At 75.3% G+C, this 18,735-nt stretch carries 19 protein-coding genes; 8 read left to right on the plus strand and 11 right to left on the minus strand.

The genetic code is table 11. The features are described from left to right. Positions 1-228 precede the first annotated feature (228 nt). Both erpA and ET471_RS15860 read right to left on the minus strand, forming a co-directional pair. Positions 229-579, minus strand: a complete 351-nt coding sequence (erpA, locus tag ET471_RS15855) for an iron-sulfur cluster insertion protein ErpA (protein WP_129189894.1) — start codon at positions 577-579, stop codon at positions 229-231. Positions 580-652: 73 nt separating this feature from the next. Continuing rightward, a complete protein-coding gene (locus ET471_RS15860) occupies positions 653-1,129 on the minus strand; it encodes a glycerate kinase (protein WP_129189896.1) in 477 nt (158 codons plus the stop codon). A gap of 29 nt (positions 1,130-1,158) precedes the next feature. On the opposite strand from ET471_RS15860, the gene ET471_RS15865 reads away from it, so the two are divergent. Together ET471_RS15865 and ET471_RS15870 are read left to right on the plus strand one after the other, a co-directional pair. Further along, positions 1,159-1,770: a DJ-1/PfpI family protein gene (locus tag ET471_RS15865; protein ID WP_129189898.1), complete on the plus strand. Its 612-nt coding sequence runs from the start codon at positions 1,159-1,161 to the stop codon at positions 1,768-1,770. Positions 1,771-1,814: 44 nt separating this feature from the next. Further along, positions 1,815-2,345, plus strand: a complete 531-nt coding sequence (locus ET471_RS15870; RefSeq protein ID WP_129189900.1) for an acyl-CoA thioesterase — start codon at positions 1,815-1,817, stop codon at positions 2,343-2,345. 46 nt (positions 2,346-2,391) lie between these two features. On the opposite strand, the gene ET471_RS15875 is transcribed toward ET471_RS15870, so the two are convergent. Beyond that, positions 2,392-3,795, minus strand: coding sequence for a dipeptidase (locus ET471_RS15875; RefSeq protein WP_129189902.1), 1,404 nt, complete (start codon positions 3,793-3,795; stop codon positions 2,392-2,394). Positions 3,796-3,856: 61 nt separating this feature from the next. Here ET471_RS15875 and ET471_RS15880 point away from each other — a divergent pair, with 61 nt between their 5' ends. Continuing rightward, positions 3,857-4,459 (plus strand): DUF3043 domain-containing protein, encoded by a 603-nt coding sequence (locus ET471_RS15880; RefSeq protein ID WP_129189904.1) that lies wholly within the window; start codon positions 3,857-3,859, stop codon positions 4,457-4,459. A gap of 58 nt (positions 4,460-4,517) precedes the next feature. Beyond that, on the plus strand, positions 4,518-5,531 hold the full coding sequence (locus ET471_RS15885; protein ID WP_129189906.1) for an aldo/keto reductase family protein: 1,014 nt from the start codon (positions 4,518-4,520) through the stop codon (positions 5,529-5,531). 19 nt (positions 5,532-5,550) lie between these two features. On the opposite strand, the gene yczE is transcribed toward ET471_RS15885, so the two are convergent. Then, complete coding sequence (yczE, locus tag ET471_RS15890; protein ID WP_242496324.1) at positions 5,551-6,279, minus strand: membrane protein YczE; 729 nt, start codon at positions 6,277-6,279, stop codon at positions 5,551-5,553. 62 nt (positions 6,280-6,341) lie between these two features. Here yczE and yczR point away from each other — a divergent pair, with 62 nt between their 5' ends. Beyond that, complete coding sequence (gene yczR / locus ET471_RS15895; RefSeq protein WP_129189908.1) at positions 6,342-7,796, plus strand: MocR-like transcription factor YczR; 1,455 nt, start codon at positions 6,342-6,344, stop codon at positions 7,794-7,796. A 5-nt stretch (positions 7,797-7,801) separates the two neighbouring features. Here the strand turns inward: yczR and ET471_RS15900 are convergent, their stop codons facing one another. From ET471_RS15900 to ET471_RS15915, 4 genes are read right to left on the minus strand one after another with little or no spacing between them, the layout of a single operon-like run. After that, positions 7,802-8,032: a hypothetical protein gene (locus ET471_RS15900; protein WP_129189910.1), complete on the minus strand. Its 231-nt coding sequence runs from the start codon at positions 8,030-8,032 to the stop codon at positions 7,802-7,804. Then, the gene (locus ET471_RS15905) at positions 8,029-9,093 is read right to left on the minus strand and encodes a quinone-dependent dihydroorotate dehydrogenase (RefSeq protein ID WP_129189912.1); all 1,065 of its coding nucleotides are present in this window, start codon (positions 9,091-9,093) and stop codon (positions 8,029-8,031) included. Before ET471_RS15905 ends, ET471_RS15900 begins: the two co-directional genes overlap by 4 nt. A gap of 3 nt (positions 9,094-9,096) precedes the next feature. Continuing rightward, positions 9,097-9,567 (minus strand): hypothetical protein, encoded by a 471-nt coding sequence (locus ET471_RS15910; RefSeq protein ID WP_129189914.1) that lies wholly within the window; start codon positions 9,565-9,567, stop codon positions 9,097-9,099. Continuing rightward, positions 9,564-9,920: a hypothetical protein gene (locus tag ET471_RS15915; RefSeq protein ID WP_129189916.1), complete on the minus strand. Its 357-nt coding sequence runs from the start codon at positions 9,918-9,920 to the stop codon at positions 9,564-9,566. The genes ET471_RS15910 and ET471_RS15915 overlap by 4 nt, the downstream gene beginning before the upstream one ends. Before the next feature lie 73 nt (positions 9,921-9,993). On the opposite strand from ET471_RS15915, the gene ET471_RS15920 reads away from it, so the two are divergent. Beyond that, on the plus strand, positions 9,994-11,493 hold the full coding sequence (locus ET471_RS15920) for a leucyl aminopeptidase (protein WP_129189917.1): 1,500 nt from the start codon (positions 9,994-9,996) through the stop codon (positions 11,491-11,493). Between the two features lie 181 nt (positions 11,494-11,674). Beyond that, positions 11,675-13,396 carry a 2-oxoglutarate dehydrogenase, E2 component, dihydrolipoamide succinyltransferase gene (gene sucB, locus ET471_RS15925; RefSeq protein WP_129189919.1) on the plus strand — a complete coding sequence of 574 codons (1,722 nt, stop codon included), beginning with the start codon at positions 11,675-11,677 and terminating at the stop codon, positions 13,394-13,396. Between the two features lie 73 nt (positions 13,397-13,469). On the opposite strand, the gene ET471_RS15930 is transcribed toward sucB, so the two are convergent. The 3 genes from ET471_RS15930 to ET471_RS15940 all read right to left on the minus strand — a co-directional run bounded on the left by ET471_RS15930 (position 13,470) and on the right by ET471_RS15940 (position 17,866). Further along, complete coding sequence (locus ET471_RS15930; RefSeq protein WP_242496325.1) at positions 13,470-15,305, minus strand: GMC oxidoreductase; 1,836 nt, start codon at positions 15,303-15,305, stop codon at positions 13,470-13,472. Positions 15,306-15,370: 65 nt separating this feature from the next. Beyond that, complete coding sequence (locus ET471_RS15935) at positions 15,371-16,768, minus strand: hypothetical protein (protein WP_129189923.1); 1,398 nt, start codon at positions 16,766-16,768, stop codon at positions 15,371-15,373. A gap of 57 nt (positions 16,769-16,825) precedes the next feature. After that, the gene (locus tag ET471_RS15940) at positions 16,826-17,866 is read right to left on the minus strand and encodes a Gfo/Idh/MocA family protein (protein ID WP_129189925.1); all 1,041 of its coding nucleotides are present in this window, start codon (positions 17,864-17,866) and stop codon (positions 16,826-16,828) included. A gap of 130 nt (positions 17,867-17,996) precedes the next feature. Here ET471_RS15940 and lipB point away from each other — a divergent pair, with 130 nt between their 5' ends. Next, the gene (gene lipB, locus ET471_RS15945) at positions 17,997-18,731 is read left to right on the plus strand and encodes a lipoyl(octanoyl) transferase LipB (RefSeq protein WP_242496326.1); all 735 of its coding nucleotides are present in this window, start codon (positions 17,997-17,999) and stop codon (positions 18,729-18,731) included. Positions 18,732-18,735 lie beyond the last annotated feature (4 nt).

Here is an 18,735-nt window from a genome sequence, read left to right on the forward strand (position 1 = left end):
GCACGCCCGAGGGGTGACGTTCGCGCTGGTCACGACACCGCCAGCGAGAGTGTCAGATCGTCGGTCGCCGTTCGTCGTCGTCGGGCCGCGTGCTGACGGACGCGCTCCGCGCGTCCGCACGCCTGTGACCAACTCCACGCGAGCGCGGGAACCCGCGCAAAGGCCCCGGGACGACGACGGCCCGGCCACCGTGAGGTGGCCGGGCCGTGAGGTCCGCTGCGGGGGATGTCAGGCGAACGAACCGCCGCACGCGCAGGACGAGCCGGCGTTCGGGTTGTCGATCGTGAAGCCCTGCTTCTCGATGGTGTCGGCGAAGTCGACGGTGGCGCCCTCGAGGTAGGGGACGCTCATCTTGTCGACCACGACGCCGACGCCGTCGAAGTCCACGACGGCGTCGCCGTCGAGCAGACGCTCGTCGAAGTACAGCTGGTAGATCAGGCCCGAGCAGCCGCCGGGCTGCACGGCGACGCGCAGGCGAAGGTCGTCGCGGCCCTCCTGCTCCAGGAGGCTGCGGACCTTGTCGGCGGCGACGTCGGTCAGGACCACGCCGTGCGTGGCGGTCTCGAGAGTGTCGGTCATGCTTCCTCCAACGACGGGATGGTTCTCGCTCTTCCCGATGTTACGCACGAAAATGCCCTCGGTGGGGCCGCGATCACGTCCGCGGCCAGGAGGGCGCCCAGGTTCGGCCCGCGCGGGCCACTGCCGTCGCCCGGTCACCGGGCTCCTCCCCGACCTCGTGGACGCCGCTGACGCCGGCCGCAGACCACTCCCGACGGCTTGCCTCGGCCCGCCCCGCCAGCACGACGACGGGCAGCGCCCGCTCCCCCGCGACCCGCGCGACGAGCGGCAGCGGGCCCTCGTGCAACGCCGGCGCGTCCAGCACGTCCACGTGCACGACGACGACGTCCGCGTCCGCCACGAGCGCGCGCAGCCGCTCCTCCTCCGATGCGGCGGACGGGCGCCTGGACAGGCCGAGGGCGGAGACGGGCACGAAGACGCCGGACGGGGCCGGCGCGGCCGACCGCGCCGGCAGGACCGCGGGGCCGACCGACCCGGCCGCCGCGGTCGCCCAGGCGGCGGCCAGGTCACCGGCCAGCCGCGCGTCGGCGGCGAGCAGCAGCACATGCACGAGGCCGATCGTGGCACGACGATGGCTCAGTGACCACGAGCGCCGGCCCCCACGTCGGGATCGTCGTGTTCGACGGCGCCGACGAGCTCGACGTCGTCGGACCGTTCAGCGTGCTCTCGGCGTGGGCGGCGCACTCCGCGCTCCAGCCGACCGTGAGCACGTTCTCCCACGACGGCGGCGGGGTGCGCCTCGCGCACGGGCTGCGGCTCGTGCCCAGCGGCGCGCGCGACGACGTCGGCCCGCTGCACCTGCTGGTGCACCCGGGTGGCGTCGGCACCTCGGCGCTCGTCGCCGACCCCGCGTACCTGGCGTGGCTGCGCACGGCACGGACCACCACGCCGCTCCTGGCGAGCGTGTGCACGGGCGCCCTGGTGCTCGCGGCCGCGGGGCTGCTCGCGGGGCGGCCCGTGACGACGCACCACGAGCACTACGACGAGCTCGTGGCCATCGACCCGTCCGTCGTCGTCGACACGGAGGCGCGGTTCGTCGACGACGGCGACGTCGTCACCTCGGCGGGCGTGACCGCCGGGATCGACATGGCCCTGCACCTGGTCGCGCGCCTCGAGTCGCCGCAGGTCGCGCAGGCGGTGCGGCGGCTGCTCGCGCACGAGTCGACGACGGACGTCGACGACGGTCTCTGAGACCGATACCTAGTACCGCGCGTCGCAGGTCTAGCGTGCGGCGGATGACTCGTGTGCTGCAGCTCGCCTGGAAGACGTTCCGCCCGCGCAGGCCCGTGCCGGGGCGGGGCGTGCTCGACCCGTCCGTGACCGACATGCGCGTCAACGTCGGCGACCTGGACATCCTCTGGCACGTCAACAACGGCACGTACCTGCAGATGGCCGACGTCGCGCGGTGGAACTACATCGCCGACCTCGGCGGGATGCACCGGCTGAACGCGAAGCGCTGGTACCCCGTCGTCGCGGCGTCGACCGTGAAGTACCGGCGCTCGCTCCAGCTCGGCGAGCGCTTCCGCATCACCTCGCGCGTGCTCGGGTGGGACGAGCGCGTCGTCTACCTCGAGCAGGTGTTCCACCGCGGCGCGGACCTGTGCGCCACCGCGTGGATCGCCGGGCGGTTCCTGTCGCGCGACGGGGCCCGCATCGCGCCGCACGACGTCGTCGCGCTGCTCGGCGACGACGCCCCCGCCGCCTCGCCCGCGCTGCCCGCGGAGGTCGCGGCGTGGGCGCGGGCCGTGGACGTGGCCCCTCGCTGACGGCTCCGGGTGGCCGGGCCTGGTGGGCCCGGCCACCGCGCGGTGCTCAGAGCGTCGCGGCCACCTGCGTGAGCAGCAGCGCCTCGGCGACGACGACCTTCTTCAGCTCGCCGAGGTGCACGGACTCGTTGGCGCCGTGCGCGCGCGAGTCCGGGTCCTCGACGCCCGTCACGAGGATCGCGGCCTGCGGGAACACCTCGAGCAGGTCGGCGATGAACGGGATCGAGCCGCCGATGCCGGTGTCGACGGCGTCGGTGCCCCACGACGCGGCGAAGGCCGCGCGGGCCGCGCGCATGGCCGGAGAGTCCGCCGGGGCCAGGAACGGCTTGCCCTGCTCCTTGGTGGTCCACGTGACCTTCGTGCCGAAGGGCGCGTTCGCCAGCAGGTGCGCCTCGAGCGCGGCCGCGGCGGCGGCCGGGTCCTGGCCCGGGGCCAGGCGCAGCGAGAGCTTGGCCCGCGCGCTCGGCGTGATGGTGTTGGACGCGTGCGCGACCGGCGTCGCGTCGATGCCGATGACCGACAGCGCGGGCTTGGTCCACATGCGCGCGGCGAGGGAGCCGGTGCCCGCGAGCGCGACGCCGTCGAGCACCGAGGACTCCTCGCGGAAGGCGGCCTCGTCGTACTCGACGCCCGGCTCGGGCGCGTGCACGAGACCCGCGACGGCGACGTCACCGGCGTCGTCGTGCAGCGTGGCGACCAGGCGGGAGAGGAGCGTCAGGGCGTCGAGCACCGGGCCGCCGAACATGCCCGAGTGCACGGCGTGGTCGAGCACCTGGACCTCGACGAACCCGTCGACGAGGCCGCGCAGCGACGTCGTGAGGGCCGGGACGCCGACCTTCCAGTTGGAGGAGTCGGCGACGACGATGACGTCGGCGGCGAGGAGCTCGCGGTGCTCCTCGAGGAACGCGCGGAACGAGGGCGAGCCGTCCTCCTCCTCGCCCTCGACGAAGACGGTGACGCCGACCTCGGGCAGGAGGCCCGAGGCGGTCAGCGCGCGCAGCGCGCCGAGGTGCGCGACGACGCCCGCCTTGTCGTCGGCAGCCCCGCGGCCGAACAGCCGCTCGCCCACCTGGACGGGCTCGAACGGGTCGGTCTCCCAGCCCTCGCCCACGGGCTGCACGTCGTGGTGCGCGTAGAGCAGCACGGTCGGCGCACCCTCGGGGGCGGGGCGGCGTGCGACGACGGCGGGGGCGCCAGGCTCGCCGTCGGGGCGCGGCGAGCGCAGGACCTGCACCTCGGGCAGGCCCGCGCCGCGCAGCAGGTCGGCCACCGCCTGGGCGGACGCCTCGACGTGCGCCTGATCGAACGCGGCCATCGCGATGCTCGGGATGCGCACGAGCGAGACGAGGTCCGCCTGGAGGGCGGGGAACTGCTCGTCGACGACGGCGCGGAGGGTCTCGACGACGGTGTCGTCCGGGGCGGAGGCGGGGGTGGTGTTCTCGGCGGTCACGCGGCCACGCTACCCGGACCCGGCGGGCCAGACCTGGGCGATGGCCGACTAGACTTCTCGGGTGTTCTCCCGCAACAAGCCCGCGCCCCCCGCCTCGACCGACCCTGTCGCCCAGGCTGCCGAGATCGAGCAGGCCGGCGCCGCCGGCAAGGGCCGGCCGACGCCGAAGCGCTCCGTGTCCGAGGCCGCCAACAAGCGACCCCTGGTGCCCGCCGACCGCCGCGCCGCCCAGCGCGACGCCCGCTCGCGCCAGAAGGAGAGCCGGGCCCGGTCCTACGAGGGCATGCAGCGCGGCGAGGAGCGCTACCTGCCGGCGCGCGACAAGGGTGCGCAGCGTCGCTACGTGCGCGACTGGGTCGACGCGCGGTGGAACCTCGGCGAGTTCTTCCTCCCCGTGGCGTTCGCGTTCATCGTGCTCAACTTCGTCGTGATCCAGTTCGGCGAGGCGGCCGCGTTCCTCGTGCTCGTCGCGCTGTACGTCGTGGTGCTGGTCGCCGTGGCGGACGGCGTCGTGCTCTGGTTCCGGCTCAAGCGCAAGCTCAAGGCCAAGTTCGGGACGGTCGAGAAGGGTACGGCGATGTACGCCGTCATGCGTGCCTTCCAGATCCGCCGCTCGCGCATCCCGCGCCCGACGTACAAGAAGCACGGCGTCTGGCCCGAGTGAGCGCCTCGCGGGTCGCTTCGGGTCGAAGCGATTCGAGCCGTGCCGTTAGGGTGATCGCATGGTCAACTACCGGTACCTCGGCAACAGTGGTCTGAAGATCACGGAGATCACCTACGGCAACTGGCTCACGCACGGCTCTCAGGTCGAGAACGACGTCGCCACGGCGTGCGTCCACGCCGCTCTCGACGCCGGGATCACCTCGTTCGACACCGCGGACGTCTACGCGAACGGGGCTGCCGAGTCGGTGCTCGGCGCGGCGCTCAAGGGTCAGCGCCGGGCCTCGCTCGAGGTGTTCACGAAGGTCTACTGGACGACGGGGCCGGGCGGCGCCAACGACTCCGGCCTGTCGCGCAAGCACATCATGGAGTCCATCGACGGCTCGCTGACGCGCCTCGGCATGGACTACGTCGACCTGTACCAGGCCCACCGCTTCGACCACGAGACGCCGCTCGAGGAGACGATGCAGGCGTTCGCCGACGTCGTCCGCCAGGGCAAGGCGCTGTACATCGGGGTCTCCGAGTGGACCGCCGACCAGATCCGCCAGGGCCAGGACCTGGCCAAGGACCTGGGCTTCTCGCTCATCTCCTCGCAGCCGCAGTACTCGATGCTGTGGCGCGTCATCGAGGACGAGGTCGTGCCCGCGTCGAAGGAGCAGGGGCTCTCGCAGATCGTCTGGTCGCCCGTCGCGCAGGGCGTGCTCACCGGCAAGTACGTGCCGGGTCAGCCGGCGCCCGCCGGGTCGCGCGCGACCGACGCGAAGGGCGGGGCGAACATGATCGCCCGCTTCATGAACGACGACGTGCTCGCGCGCGTGCAGAACCTGCGCCCCGTGGCCGACGAGCTCGGCATCACGATGGCGCAGCTCGCCGTCGCCTGGGTGCTCCAGAACGACAACGTGGCCGCGGCCCTCGTCGGCGCCTCGCGCCCGGAGCAGGTCCGCGAGAACGTCAAGGCGTCGGGCGTGACGATCCCGGCCGAGCTCATGGCGAAGATCGACGAGGCCCTCGGCGACGTCGTCGAGCGCGACGCGTCGATGACGCAGAAGACGAACCCGACGAAGCGCCCGAGCTGACCGGACCCCTCCGAGCCGATCAGAACGTGTCTCCGGGATCGGAACGTGCGACGACAGGCACGTTCCGATCCCGGGCCCACGTTCCGATCGGCTCCGGCTCTCCGGCGCCCGCCAGCGACGCCGTGCGCGCCGGCGTGGCCGCGCCCGCCAGCGCCGGTGCCAGGCGGCGGGCCGCGAGCTGGACCACCGGGCCGACGCCCAGCGCGTACGCGACCGTCGCCCAGCCGAACGTCCCGCCCAGCGCCCAGCCGGCCAGCACCACGGCGACCTCGATCGCCGTCTTGACGACGCGCACCGGCCGGCCCGTGCGGGCCACCAGCCCCGTCATGAGCCCGTCGCGCGGCCCGGGGCCCAGGCGGGAGCCGAGGTAGACCGCCGTCGCTACGCCGTTGACGGCGATGCCCGCCAGCGCCAGCGCCACCTGGACGGCGACGCCCGGGTGCGGCAGCGCCCGGTCGAGCAGCGCGAGGAACGGGTCCACGCTCACGCCGATGACGACGACGTTGGCGATCGTGCCGACGCCCGGCCGCTGCCGCAGCGGGATCCACGCCAGCAGCACGAGCACGCTCGCCGCGACGACGACGCCGCCGAACGGCAGCCCGGTGCGGCGGACCACGCCCTGGTGGAGCACGTCCCACGGCATGCCGCCCTGGCCCGAGTGGAGCATGAGCGCCATCGACAGGGCGTATCCGAGCAGGCCGAGGAGGAGCTGGGTGGCGCGGCGCAGCACCGGGGGCGTCGTGGTCATGCCGAGCATCCTGCGCGCCGAGTGGACTGGATTTCCATAGCCAATCGCGCGAGAGTGGCCCGGTGACTCCCCCGCCCGTGCACCGCCACCTGTCCCCCGCCGCGGCCGTGCGCCTGCTGGGCGCGTGGCACGCGGGCGGCCCCGCGTACGCGGCGCTCGCCGACGCGCTGCGGCAGTCGGTGCTGGCCGGCACGCTCGCCCCGCACACCCGCCTGCCGAGCGAGCGCGAGCTCGCCGTCGCGCTGGGCGTGTCCCGCGCGACGACGACGGCCGCGTACCGGCGGCTGCGCGACGTCGGGTTCGCCGTCGCGCGCACCGGCTCGGGGACGGTCGCCGTGCTGCCGCGCCCGGCGTCGCCGTCCGCGCGCGAGGCGGGCGGCGACGCCCCCGCGGGACCGCCCGCCCCCGGCGTCGACGACGTCGTCGACCTCTCGCAGGCCACGTCGGCGGCGCCGCCGGAGCTGCACGACGCGTTCGCGCGAGCGCTCGAGGCGCTGCCCGCCTACCTGGCGCGCGGCGGGTACGAGCCGTACGGGGTCGCCCCGCTGCGCGCCGCGATCGCCGACCGGTACACGGCTCGCGGCACGCCGACGTCGCCGGACCAGATCCTCGTCACGACGGGCGCCCAGCACGCGATCGCCCTCCTCGCGGGCACGTTCGTCCGCCCGCGCGACGCCGCGGTCGTCGAGGACCCGACCTACGTGCACGCGCTCGAGGCGCTCCGGCGCGCGGGCGGCCGGCTGGTCGGCGTGCCGTCGACGGCGGGCGGGTTCGACGTCGACACGTTCGCCTCGGCGCTGCAGCGGTCGCGACCCCGCCTGGCGTACCTCGTCCCCGACTTCCACAACCCGACGGGCGGGACGCTCACGGTCGCCGAGCGCGCTGCCGTCCGGGCCGCGGCGGACCGGTTCGGCGTCACCGTCGTCGGCGACGAGACCCTCACCGACCTGGTGCTCGACGGACCCGGCGGCGGGCCCGCCGCCGAGCACGACGCGCCGCCGCCGTTCGCCGGCGACGGGACGAGCCCGCACGTGGTGAGCGTGGGGTCGGCGTCGAAGACGTTCTGGGGCGGCCTGCGCATCGGGTGGGTGCGCGCCCACCCCGACGTCGTCGCGCAGCTCGCCGGGGCTCGCGGGGCCGTGGACATCGCGTCGCCGCTGCTCGACCAGCTCGCGGTGGTCGAGCTGTTCGCCCGCCGCGACGAGGTGCTCGCCGGCCGGCGTGCGACCCTGCGCGCCCAGCGGGACGTGCTCGTGGACGGGCTGCGCGCCGCCCTGCCGTGGGACGTGCCGCGGCCCGCGGGCGGGCTGAGCCTGTGGCCGTCGCTCGGGGCGCCGCTCGCGCAGGCGTTCGCGGGCGCGGCGGCCGCGGAGGGCGTGCTCGTCAACGCCGGGCCGACGTTCTCGCCCCACGGCTCCGCGACCGACCGGGTGCGTCTGACGTTCGGGCGCTCGGTCGCGGACCTGGAACGGGCCCTGCCCCGCCTGGTGCGGGCGTGGGGCCGGGTGGCAGCCTGAGCCGGCTACGGCACCCGCAGCGGCAGCGGCGGCGTCGCGAGGATGCCGTCGTGCATCAGGCGGGCCTCCGTCGCGCCCGCGGCCGCGAGCTGGCGCCAGCGCTCGCCGAGCCACTCCTCGGCGTCGTACTGGGTGGTGAAGACCGGGCTGAGGGACGGCTCGAGCCGCTCCCCCGCCTCGTCGACGAGCACCCACTCCCAGCGCGGGCGGATGACGGGCTTCTCGGGAGCGTTCACCGGCCGGCCTTCGCGTCCGCGGCGAGCGTGCGGTTGAGGCGGGCGGCCCAGAACGGGCCCTCGAAGATGAAGCCCGTGTAGCCCTGGATCAGGTTGGCGCCGGCGGCCAGGTAGGCGCGGGCGTCGTCGGGCGTCGTGATGCCGCCGGAGCCGATGATCGCCGGGCGCTCGCCCAGGCGGGCGCGCAGGCGCGCGACGACCTCGAGGCCGCGCGGCAGCAGCGGCGGGCCCGACAGGCCGCCCGGGCCGAGGTCGTGGCCGATGGTCGTGTTGACCGCGGCGACGCCGTCGAGCCCGAGCTCGAGCACGAGGTCGGCGACGGCGTCGACGTCCTCGTCCGCGAGGTCCGGGGCGATCTTGACGAGCAGCGGCACGCGCGGCAGGCCGGCCGCGGTGGTCGCGGCGTCGGCGGCCTCGCGGGCGGCGGTGAGGATGGGGCGCAGCTCGGCCGTCGTCTGGAGGTCGCGCAGGCCCGGGGTGTTGGGCGAGGAGACGTTGACCACGAGGTAGTCGGCGTAGGGGGCGAGCACGCGCGCGCACAGGGCGTAGTCGGCGGCGGCGTTCTCAGCCGTCGTCGTCTTGTTCTTGCCGATGTTGACGCCGATGCGCAGCGCTCGGCCCGAGCGCGTCCCGCGCAGGCGGCGCAACGACGCGGCGGCCGCGTGGGCGCCCTCGTTGTTGAAGCCCATGCGGTTGCGCAGGCCGCGCAGCTCGAGCTCGCGGAACATGCGCGGCGCCTCGTTGCCCGGCTGCGGGCGGGGCGTGATGGTGCCCACCTCGACGTACGCGAAGCCGAGCATCGTCAGGCCGCGCACCGCGCGGGCGTCCTTGTCGAACCCGCCGGCCAGCCCGAAGGGCGCGCCGTACGTCTTGCCCAGCACCTCGACGCTGCCCGGCCCGCCGAGGCCGCGGCCCAGGTACGGGGCGAGGGCGCCCTGGACGACGTCGCGCAGCACGGGCACCCGTCCGGCCAGGCCGATCCAGGTGAACGCCAGGTGGTGGGCGTCCTCCGGGTCCATGCGCTTGAAGACGGTGTCGAAGAACAGGTGGTAGGGCTTCACGGGTCAGGCCTCGCTCTCGAGCGGCTGGTCGGACGGGTGGGTGGCGACGTCGGCGACGTCGTCGGGGCGTGGGCGCGTGCGGCGCAACCACCACAGGCCGACGAAGGGGAGCACCAGCGGGACGAAGCCGTAGCCGATGCCGAACAGGCCCCAGACGGACCCGTCGTGCCGCAGCTCGGGGCTCACGAGGGACAGGACGCCCACGACGAGGACACCCACCGCCTCGATGCCGACGGTCGCCCAGGCCAGGCCGCGCCAGCGGCCTCGGCCGACGCCGAGCGCGACGGTCGCCACGACGTAGACGACGGCGGCGACGCCCGACAGGACGAAGGCGAGCGGCGGCTCGGGCCACTCGCGCCCGATCTGCACCAGGGCGCGCGGCACGGCCGCGAACGCGAGGATGCCGTAGACCGTCACGACCAGACGCCCGAAGCCCTTGCCGGTCGCGCGCGGCGCCGTCGGCGTCGTGCTCATGCTGCACCCCAGATCTGCCACATGCGGAAGGCGAGGAACCCGACGGTCAGTGACGCGACCATCAGCACCACGGAGGACCACTTGGTCCGCTCGGCGAACGCCCACGCCGCGGCGACGGGCAGCAGCAGCAGCGCGGTCGCCACGTACCCCCAGAACAGCGCACCGTCGACGACGTGGCCGCGCGCGATCAGCACGCCCGCGACGACGGCCTGGACGACCAGCAGCGCCTCGACGACGGCGGCGCCGAAGAGCTGCCGCAGGATCACCGCGCGGTCGCGCACCAGGAACGCGAGCGCCCACGCGGCGAGCGCCACGCACGCGGCGACCAGCACGAGCAGGAGGGGGAGGAGCACGACGCGAGACTACCTGGCACGTCACCGGACGAAGGCCCGGCGGGCGCGGGCGGTCGGCGCTAGCATCGCGAGCGTGGCTGACCTCACCCTCTCCAGCAAGAACCCGTCCGCGCTGAAGGTCGACGCGCTCGTCGTCGGGACGTGCAAGACGTCCGACGGCCTGGCCGTCGTCGCCGACCAGCTCCCCACCGACCTCGTGCACGAGATCGAGACGCTCGCGCCGCTGCTCGGGGTGACCGGGGCGCGCGACGAGGTGCGCAAGCTGCCCGCGACCGGCGGCGTCAAGGCGTCGCTGCTCGTGCTCACGGGCCTGGGCGAGCGCGAGGCGGACGGCACCTTCGCCCCGGAGACGCTGCGCCGCGCCGCGGGCGCCGCCGTGCGCGACCTCGCCGGCACGGAGTCGGTCGCGGTCGCGCTGCCGACGGCGACGGAGGCGGACCTGGTCGCCGTGCTCGAGGGATCGCTGCTGGGCGCGTACGCGTTCACGGGCTTCCGCACGGGCGACGGCGTCGCCAAGCAGCAGCCGGTGTCGTCGGTCGAGGTGGTCACCTCGTTCGCCCGCTCGGCCCGCGCGAAGACGGCGGCGGAGCGTGCGAAGGTGCTCGCGGCGGCCGTGCACGGCACGCGGGACCTCATCAACACTCCGCCGAACGTCCTGTTCCCGGCGGCGTTCGCCGAGGCCGCGAAGACGGCGGTCAAGGAGCTCGGCACGCGGGCCGTCAAGGTCACCGTGCTCGACGAGAGGCAGCTCGCCGCGGGCGGGTACGGCGGCATCGTCGGCGTCGGGCAGGGTTCCGCCCGCCCGCCGCGCCTGGTCAAGGTCGCGTACACGCCGTCGAAGGCCACGACGCGCGTGGCGCTCGTCGGCAAGGGCATCACGTTCGACACGGGCGGCATCTCGATCAAGCCGGCCGCCGGCATGCACGCCATGACCTCCGACATGTCGGGCGCCGCCGCCGTGCTGCACACCGTCGTCGCCGCGGCCCGCCTGGGCCTGCCGGTCGCGGTCACCGGGTACCTGTGCCTCGCCGAGAACATGCCGGGCGGCGGCGCGACCCGTCCGGGCGACGTGCTGACGATGAAGAGCGGCAAGACCGTCGAGATCACCAACACCGACGCCGAGGGCCGCCTGGTCATGGCCGACGGCATGGCCCTGGCCGTCGAGGACGGCACCGACGTCCTGATCGACATCGCCACGCTGACCGGCGGTCAGATCGTCGCGCTCGGCAACCGCATCTCGGGCCTCATGGGCGACGACGACGTCGTCGCCGCGGTCAAGGCCGCCGCCGACGACGCGGGCGAGCAGTTCTGGCCGATGCCGATGCCGGAGGAGCTCCGGGCCGGCCTGAAGTCGAACGTGGCGGACATCGTCAACTCGTCCGCGGACCGCGGCGGCCACATGCTCTCGGCGGCCGTGTTCCTCAAGGAGTTCACGGGCGAGACGCCGTGGGCGCACCTGGACATCGCCGGTCCGGCGTTCAACGAGAAGGCCGCGTTCGGGTACACGCCGCTGGGCGGGACGGGCGTCGGCGTGCGGACGCTGCTGGCCTACCTCGAGTCGAAGGTCGGCTGAGGACGCCCTCGACCGGTGTGGTCTGACCTTTTTGCGCCAGGTGCGACTGTTCCGAGCGTCACAGGATCCCCGTGTGCCGATCTTTGGGACAGGGGGATGCCAAGTGACAAGATGACACGCAGTGCGTGTGCACCAGGCCAGCGACGGCCGAACACTCCGATCGAAGGAGACCCCACAGGTCATGTCTGAGAACGTGCAGCTGCCCGCCCTGGGCGAGTCCGTCACCGAGGGAACCGTCACCCGCTGGCTCAAGCAGGTCGGTGACACCGTCGCGGTCGACGAGCCGCTGCTCGAGGTCTCCACCGACAAGGTCGACACCGAGATCCCCTCGCCCGTCGCCGGCGTCCTCGAGCAGATCCTCGTCCAGGAGGACGACACCGTCGAGGTCGGCGCGGTGCTCGCCGTCATCGGCGACGGGTCCGGTGCGGGCGCAGCCCCCGCCGCTCCCGCTGCCGAGCCGGCCGCCGCCTCCGCCCCCGCGCCCGTCCCGGAGGTCGCGCCCGTGGCCGCCCCGGAGCCCGTCGCCGACGTCGCGCCCGCCCCGGCCGGCGAGGGCACCGAGGTCACGCTCCCCGCGCTGGGCGAGTCCGTGACCGAGGGCACCGTGACCCGCTGGCTCAAGGCCGTCGGCGACTCGGTCGAGGTCGACGAGCCGCTCCTCGAGGTCTCCACCGACAAGGTCGACACCGAGATCCCCTCGCCCGTCGCGGGAACCGTGCAGCAGATCCTCGTGAACGAGGACGACACGGTCGCCGTCGGTGCCGTGCTGGCGATCGTCGGCTCGGGTGCGCCCGCCGCGGCCGCCGCCCCGGCCCCGGCCGCCCCCGCGCCGGCTGCGGCTCCGGCCGCTCCGGCTCCGGCCGCTCCGGCTCCGGCTCCCGCGGCGGCCGCCCCGGCCCCGGCGCCCGCCGCAGCCCCGGCTCCGGCTCCGGCCGCTCCGGCCGAGCCCGTCGCCGACGGCAAGTCGTACCTGACCCCGCTCGTGCGCAAGCTCGCCGCGGACAAGGGCGTCGACCTGGCCACCCTGGTCGGCACGGGCGTCGGCGGCCGCGTCCGCAAGGAGGACGTGCTCGCCGCGGCCGAGAAGGCGGCGGCCCCGGCCCCCGCCCCTGCTGCTGCACCGGCCGCGGCCGCCCCGGCGGCGCCCGCCGCCAAGCCGGCGACGGTCCCGGCCGTCTCGCCGCTGCGCGGCACCACGGAGAAGATGTCCCGCCTGCGCAAGATCGTGGCGGAGCGCATGGTCGAGGCCCTGCACACGCAGGCCCAGCTGACCACCGTGGTCGAGGTGGACGTCACCAAGGTCGCCAAGCTGCGCGCGAAGGCCAAGGAGTCGTTCAAGGCGCGCGAGGGCGCGAACCTCACGTTCTTGCCGTTCTACGCCCTGGCCGCCACCGAGGCGCTCAAGGCGTTCCCGAAGATCAACGCCTCGATCGACCAGGAGAAGGGCGAGATCACCTACCACGCCTCGGAGAACATCGGCATCGCCGTGGACACCGAGCGCGGCCTGGTGGTGCCGGTCATCAAGAACGCCGGCGACCTCAACCTGGCCGGCCTGGCCCGCCAGATCGGCGACCTGGGTGCCCGCACCCGCGCCAACAAGGTGGGCCCGGACGAGCTGTCGGGCGCGACCTTCACGATCACGAACACCGGCTCGGGCGGCGCGCTCATCGACACGCCGATCGTCCCCGGCGGCCAGGTCGCCATCCTCGGCACCGGCACGATCACGAAGAAGCCGGCCGTCATCAACGTCGACGGCGAGGACGTCATCGCGATCCGCCAGTTCGCGTACCTGTTCCTCTCCTACGACCACCGCCTGGTCGACGGTGCTGACGCGGCTCGGTTCCTGACCGCCGTCAAGGCCCGCATCGAGGAGGGCGCGTTCGAGGCCGAGGTCGGTCTCTGACGGTCCCCCGCTGAACGAGAACGGCGCCTTCGGTCCCTCGAGGACCGGAGGCGCCGTTCTCGTTCGGCCTCGTTCAGCGCGCGTGCCGGATCTCGACGAGCGGCAGCCGCAGCGCGCCCGGCGCGGACGCCGGCACCACGGGACGACGCGGCGCCACCGGGACGACGCGCGCGTAGGCCGTCCCCGGCGCCGGGCGCGGGTCCGGGTCCCCCTGGTTGGGCCACAGCGCGAACGCCCGCTCGGCCTGCGCGGTGATGGTCAGCGACGGGTTGACACCCAGGTTGGCGGTCACCGTCGAGCCGTCGACGACGTGCAGCCCGGGATACCCGTGCACGCGGTGGTAAGGGTCCACGACGCCGTCGGACGCCGTCGCGCCGATCGTGCAGCCGCCGAGGATGTGGGCGGTCATGGGGATGTCGAACGGGTCGCCCAGCGAGCCGCCGGGACGCCCGCCCATGGCCGTCGCCATCCGGCGCACCGCGTCGTGCGCCACCGGGATCCACGACGGGTTGGGCTCGCCCGTGCCCTGGCGAGACGTCAGGCGTCGTCGGCCTGCGAGGCCGCGGCGCGTGAACGTCGTCAGGGAGTTGTCGCGAGCCTGCATGACGAGCGCGATGACGGTGCGCTCGGACCAGCGACGCAGGTCGAGCAGGTCGGGCATGTGCGCGCCCAGGCGGGCGAGCTCACGCAGCCAGCGGCGCCCGCGGGCCCTGCCGCCGTCCACGAGGACCGTCTGGAGCAGCCCCATCGCGTTCGAGCGGTGCCCGTAGCGCACGGGCTCCACGTGCGTCGACGCGTCGGGGTAGAACGACGACGTGATGGCCACGCCGCGCGAGTAGTCGGGCGCCGTGCGGGTGCGGTCGCGCCAGCCGTCGGGGCCGATGGGCCCGCGGTGCGGCACGGACACGCCCAGGAGCGCCTCGGAGTTGGTGCGCGTCAGGTGCCCGAGCCGGTCCGAGAGGTGCGGCAGCGTCCCCGTGTCCCGCATGGCGTGCAGCAGCTCCTGCGTGCCGAGCGTCCCCGCCGCGAGGACGACCTGCCGGGCGGTGAACTGCTGCCGGCCGCCACGCCGCCCGGTCCGGCGCGTCTCGACGACGAACCCGGCGCCCGCGGGCGCCCGGTCGCCGGAGCCGTCGCCCGGGCCGCTGCCCCGTCCGTCGACGGACCCGTCGGCCGGGTCGTCAGCCGGCGCGTCGATCGGGACGACGGCGGTGACCGTCGTGAGCGGGTGCACGACGGCGCCCGCCGCCTCGGCCAGGTGCAGGTAGTTCTTGACGAGCGTGTTCTTGGCTCCGTGGCGGCAGCCCGTCATGCACTCGCCGCACTGCGTGCACCCGGTGCGCTCCGGGCCCGCCCCGCCGAAGAACGGGTCGGCGACGGCCTCCCCCGGCGTCTGGCGTCCGCCCGGGCCGAAGAAGACGCCGACGTTCGCCGGGGTGAACGTCTCCCCCACGCCCATCGCCTCGGCGACGCCCTGCATGACGTCGTCGGCGGGCGTCTGGCCTGGGAACCGCACCGAGCCGAGCATGCGCTCGGCCTGGTCGTAGTAGGGGTCGAGCTCGGCCTTCCAGTCCGTGATGCCCGCCCATGCGGGGTCGGCGAAGAACGGCCCGAGCGGCCGGTACAGCGTGTTCGCGTAGACCAGCGACCCGCCGCCGACGCCGGCGCCCGCGAGCACCAGGACGTTGCGCAGCAGCCGGACCCGCTGGATGCCGAAGCACCCCAGCGCGGGCGCCCACAGGAACGAGCGAAGGCGCCAGGAGCTGGCGGCGTGCTCGTGGTCGGCGAACCGGCGGCCGGCCTCCAGCACGCCGACCCGGTAGCCCTTCTCGGTCAGGCGCAGCGCCGCCACGGAGCCGCCGAACCCCGAGCCGACAACCAGGACGTCGTAGTCGTGGTCTCTCGCCACCGGTCCACCTCTCTGCCTGCCGGACGTCGTCGTCTCGCGCCGCACACCGTAGCGGGTCGCGCACGTCATGCGACGCCCGCGACCCGCCACCCGTCGTCGGTCCAGGCGAGGTCGAGCGTCGCGGTCCGCGCGCCCGACGCCGGGACGGCCGTGCGCGTGCCGTCGGCGGCCACCTGTTCGTGCGCCTCGACGGCGTACGTGAGCCGCACCGTCGCGGAGGTGCCGTCCGCCGCGACGACCTCGCTGCTGGTCACGGCCGCCCGCGGCTGCTGCGGCCGCGTGCCCGCCGTCCGCAGCCGGGCGAGGAGCGCCGCGTCCGCCGCGTAGGCGGGCGATCCCGCGACGTCGACCGCGCCGAGGTCCGGGTGGTCCGCCGCGGCCGCGAGCAGGTCGAGACGTCGCTGGGTCAACGCCGCCGCCGCGGCGCCGGGCTCGTCACGGGCAAGCACGGGGTCCGTACCGCGGGCAGGCGCCGTCGGGCCCGCGGCGTCCGCGGGCGCCGACGCGTCCGCACCCGCCGGTGCCCGGTCGCTCAGCTCGAGCGCGGCTCCCGTCATCAGCCCCACGGTGAGCCCGATCCCGACGACGACGAGCGCCGGCCGTGCCGCCGGCGAGCGTCCGCCGGGCCTGGACCACGGCAGCCGGCGCGCCCGGGGAGCACCGGGGACGGCCCGCACGCGGGCCGCCGATCCCGCCCGGGGCACGGCGCCTCGCGTCGCCCGGAACCGCCGCCCGGTCCCGGCGCCCACGTCCGCCGCCCCACCCACGACCCCGCGCCGCGCCCCGGCGAGCGCCGCGCCCGCCAGCGTCGCCGGGTCGGGCAGGCCGACCATGGCGGGCTCGCAGGCGGCGTCCACGAGCGCCGCGAGCGTCCCCGCCTCGGGCCGGCGTCTCGCGTCGGCGCCGAGCGCAGGGCGCAGGGCGTCGCGGAGCGCCCCGTCGGGGTCGGCGAGCGGGTCTCCGTCGAGGCGCCCGGCGGGCGTCCCGGCGACGGGCCGCGACCCGAGCAGCCCGTCCACGAGCCGGGCCGCGGCCCGCACGTCCTCGGCGGCCGTCCACTCCTCGGGAGGCACGCCGGCCCGGGGCCGCAGGGCGGGCGCCCCGCCGGGCCGCAGCACGACGTCGCCTGCCTCGACGGGCCCGTGCACGACCCCGGCCGCGTGCAGCGCCGCGAGCGCCTGGGCCACGTGCACCCCGACGGCCGCGGCCTCCCCGGCCGCGAGCCGCCCCCGCACCGCGAGCACCGCGGGCAGGTCGGCGGCCTCGCCGCGCGCGTGCACGACGTCGAGGGCGCCCTCGCGGACCGTCCGCACCTCGAGCACGGCGACCAGGTGCGGGTGCCGCACGCCGGCGAGCACGGTCACGCGTGCGGTCAGGGCAGCCCGGGCGGCGGCGTCGGCGGGTACGGGCACGAGGACGACGCCAGGCGGGACTGGGTGGCCGTCGGGCCGGGTGTTCGTCACCCGCCCGATGAAACCGCACCGGCGCGACCCCCGTGCGGGCTGTCCACAGGCGTCCCGTCACACGGTGACGGTGCGTCCCTCCCGTGCCGCGATGCGGGCGGCGTCCAGCACCTCGGCCGTCCGGACGGCGTCGGCGGGGTCGACGGGCACCTCGCCGTCGCCGGTGAGCCACTCGACGAGCGCGCGGTAGAAGTCGGCGTGCCCGCCCGGTGCCCGGGGCACGGGCGTGCGGTCGCGGCCGCGCGTGAGCCAACCCTCCGTGCCGGCAGGCGCGTCGGCGTCGAACACCTCGAAGGGCGAGGCGTCCTGCTCGAACGACGTCACCAGGTACGCACCGGCGCGGCCGAGCACGCGCGTGCGCGGCCCGGGCGCGCCCACGACGGAGCCGGCCCACAGCCGGGACGTCACGGCGAGCGGCGAGCGGGCGATGCCCCCGCCGGGCTCGTGCTGGAGCACCAGGAACACGTCGTCCTCGGTGGTCGTGGTGAGCTTGCGCGTCTGCGCCCAGACGCTCGTCACGCGCCCGAAGAGCTGGGTCGCGGAGTCGACGAGGTGCGGCCCGAGGTCGAGCAGCAGCCCCCCGCCGACGACGTCGTTCTCCTTCCAGCGCTGCTGCGGCTGCGGCCGCCAGCGCTCCCAGCGCCGCTCGAACGTGTGCACGTCGCCGAGCTCGCCACGGCGGAGCAGCGCCGCGAGCGTGAGCTGCTCCGCGTCCCAGCGCCGGTTCTGGAACACCGTGAAGGGCGTCGACGTCGCGGCCGCCTCGGACACCACGGCGCGCGCCTCGTGCGCGTCGACGCCGACGGGCTTGTCCAGCACGAACGGGATCCCGGCGCGGGCCAGGTGCGCCGCGTGGTCCGCGTGCAGCGACGTCGGCGACGTCACGACGACGAGGTCGAACGCGGAGCGCGACGCGACCAGGGCGTCGAGGTCGTCGTGCAGCCGCGCCCCGGGCCAGTCGGACGCGGCCTGCTGGCGGCGTCCGGCGTCCCGCGTGACGACGGCGGCGACCGTGAGCCCCACCTCCTTCGCCAGCCGGGCGTGGATCCCACGGCCCGATCCCCCGTACCCGACGATCGCGATGCGCAGCGCAGCCATGCGCCCATGCTGCCCCGCCGACGCCGGGTCCGCGGCCGCGGCGCGCCCCGCGGCCCGGGACCGGCCCCGGGCGGACGTCACAGCGCGCCGGTTGCCGGCCGCCAGGAGACCGGGCGTAAGTTGGACCGCCGTGAGCACGGAACCGCGCATCGAGATCGAGCACCTGTCCGGGCACGTCGACTACCACGAGGCCTGGGATCTCCAGCGGCGCACGCACGCCGCGGTCAGCGCCGGGGAGCACCGCCCGGTCGCGTTCCTGCTCGAGCACGCCGGGGTGTACACCGCCGGCAAGCGCACCCACAAGGACGAGTACCCCACCGACGGCACGCCCGTCGTCGACGTCGACCGCGGCGGCAAGATCACCTGGCACGGCCCCGGCCAGCTCGTCGCCTACCCCATCGCGCACCTCGTCTCGCCCGTCGACGTCGTGCAGTACGTCCGCACGCTCGAGGCCGCCGTCATGGACGTCTGCGCGCAGCTCGGCGTCGCGACGATCCGCGTCGAGGGCCGCTCCGGCGTCTGGCTGGCGGCCGACGCCCCCGGCGTCGTCGGGCCTGACGGCGCGACCCGTCGCGAGCGGAAGGTGTGCGCCATCGGCGCGCGCGTCGCGCGCGGCGTGACGATGCACGGGCTGGCCCTCAACTGCGACCCGGACCTGGAGGCGTTCGGCCACATCGTGCCGTGCGGCATCGACGACGCGGACGTCACGTCGCTGTCCGCGGAGCTGGGGCGCGACGTGACCGTGGCCGAGGTGCGCCCGCTCCTGGCGGAGGCGCTCCAGCGCCACCTGGCCCCGCTCGTGACCGAGGTCACGGGTCCCGTCACCGCGGGCGCCGCAGCACCCGCCGTCGTCGCCGTAGGCTGACCGA

Source organism: Xylanimonas protaetiae (assembly GCF_004135385.1).
Taxonomy (GTDB): Bacteria; Actinomycetota; Actinomycetes; order Actinomycetales; family Cellulomonadaceae; genus Xylanimonas; species Xylanimonas protaetiae.

What these genes read in the sequence shown, in the direction of transcription:
- erpA (WP_129189894.1), bottom strand. Translation starts at nt 579, where the DNA reads ATGACCGACACTCTCGAGACCGCCACGCACGGCGTGGTCCTGACCGAC.
- ET471_RS15870 (WP_129189900.1), top strand. Translation starts at nt 1,815, where the DNA reads ATGACTCGTGTGCTGCAGCTCGCCTGGAAGACGTTCCGCCCGCGCAGG.
- ET471_RS15885 (WP_129189906.1), top strand. Translation starts at nt 4,518, where the DNA reads ATGGTCAACTACCGGTACCTCGGCAACAGTGGTCTGAAGATCACGGAG.
- yczE (WP_242496324.1), bottom strand. Translation starts at nt 6,279, where the DNA reads ATGACCACGACGCCCCCGGTGCTGCGCCGCGCCACCCAGCTCCTCCTC.
- ET471_RS15910 (WP_129189914.1), bottom strand. Translation starts at nt 9,567, where the DNA reads ATGAGCACGACGCCGACGGCGCCGCGCGCGACCGGCAAGGGCTTCGGG.
- sucB (WP_129189919.1), top strand. Translation starts at nt 11,675, where the DNA reads ATGTCTGAGAACGTGCAGCTGCCCGCCCTGGGCGAGTCCGTCACCGAG.
- ET471_RS15940 (WP_129189925.1), bottom strand. Translation starts at nt 17,866, where the DNA reads ATGGCTGCGCTGCGCATCGCGATCGTCGGGTACGGGGGATCGGGCCGT.